Origin of the sequence: Streptomyces sp. 6N223 (assembly GCF_052246635.1) — a bacterium.
Lineage (GTDB): Bacteria > Actinomycetota > Actinomycetes > Streptomycetales > Streptomycetaceae > Streptomyces.
In genome coordinates, this window is the sequence record NZ_JBQQCA010000143.1 from 1 (window position 1) to 1277 (window position 1277).

General features: G+C 67.7%; 1 protein-coding gene. It reads right to left on the minus strand.

Features of this window, described 5'->3' with window-relative positions; translation table 11 throughout:
* The coding region (locus ACTWQH_RS32720) for a ThuA domain-containing protein (protein WP_443290448.1) at positions 1–1277 on the minus strand (1277 nt) is incomplete at both ends.

Here is a 1277-nt window from a genome sequence, read left to right on the forward strand (position 1 = left end):
TACGGCGCGGCGTCGAGTTCTTTGATGCGGATGTTGCGGAAGGAGACGGTGTCGTCGGGGCCGTGGTTTTGGATGCCGATGTGGCCGGTGGTGAGGCTGCGGTCGGGGTCGGTGTTGGTGAAGTCGTTGATCAGGGTGCCGTTGAGGTGGACGCGCAGGCGTTCGCCTTCGACGCGGATCTCGTAGGTGTTCCAGGTGCCGGGTGGGTTGAGGGCGGCGTCGCGGGCGGCCAGGTCGGGGGCTTGGATGCCGTAGATGGAGCCGGTGGTGCGGTCGTCGGCGTCGGTGGCGTCGATCTGGACTTCGTAGCCGCTGTCGAGGGCGGCTTGGGGGTCGGTGAAGGTGGCGGGGAAGCCGACGATGACGCCGGAGTTGTCGTCGCCTTCCACGCGCCAGTCGAGTTTGAGGGAGTAGGCGGTGAATTCCTGGGCGTGGTACCAGAGCATGCCCATGCCGCCTTGGGAGGTGAGGGTGGCGTCGTCGGTGAGGGTGAAGGAGCCGGGTCCGGCCTGTGTCCAGCCGTCGGTGGAGGTGCCGTCGAAGAGGCTGGTGTAGCCGGTGTCGGTGTCGTCTTGGGTGATGCCTGCGGCCCAGCGGATGCCGCCCAGCAGGTGGGCGCGGAACTCCGGTTCGGTGTAGGACTCGGAGGTGTGGCCGCCGCCGGTGTAGAAGGAGCGGCCTCCGGCGTATTCGTGGCACCAGGCGATGGGGTGGTCGCCGTTCATGGTGCCGCCGGTGTAGCTGGTTTCGTCGAGTGAGGCCAGCACTTGGACGTTGTCGCGTGGGCTGGTCTGGTAGTTGTACCACTCGTCGGTGCGTTGCCAGGTTGGGGGCAGGTGGGCGGTGGCGGGGTGTGTGGTGTCCTCGACGGTGACGGTGGCGGCCTGGATTTCGGGGTGGGAGGCGAAGTAGGCGCCGACGAGTTCGCCGTAGAAGGGCCAGTCGTATTCGGTGTCGGCGGCGGAGTGGATGCCGACGTAGGCGCCGCCGGCGGCGATGTATTCCTCGAATGCCGTCTGCTGGGCGGTATCGAGGACGTCGCCGGTGGTGGACAGGAAGACGACCGCCTTGTACTGGGCGAGGTTGTCGGTGGTGAACGCGGCGCCGTCCTCGGTCGCGGTGACCGTGAAGTTGTTCTCGGCGCCGAGTTCCTGGAGTGCGGCGATGCCGTCGGGGATGGAGTCGTGGCGGAATCCCGCGGTCTTGGAGAAGACGAGGATGTCGTAGGCGGGATCGTCGGGCGCCGCCGAGGCGCCGGAGGCCGTGGTCGGTCGCGC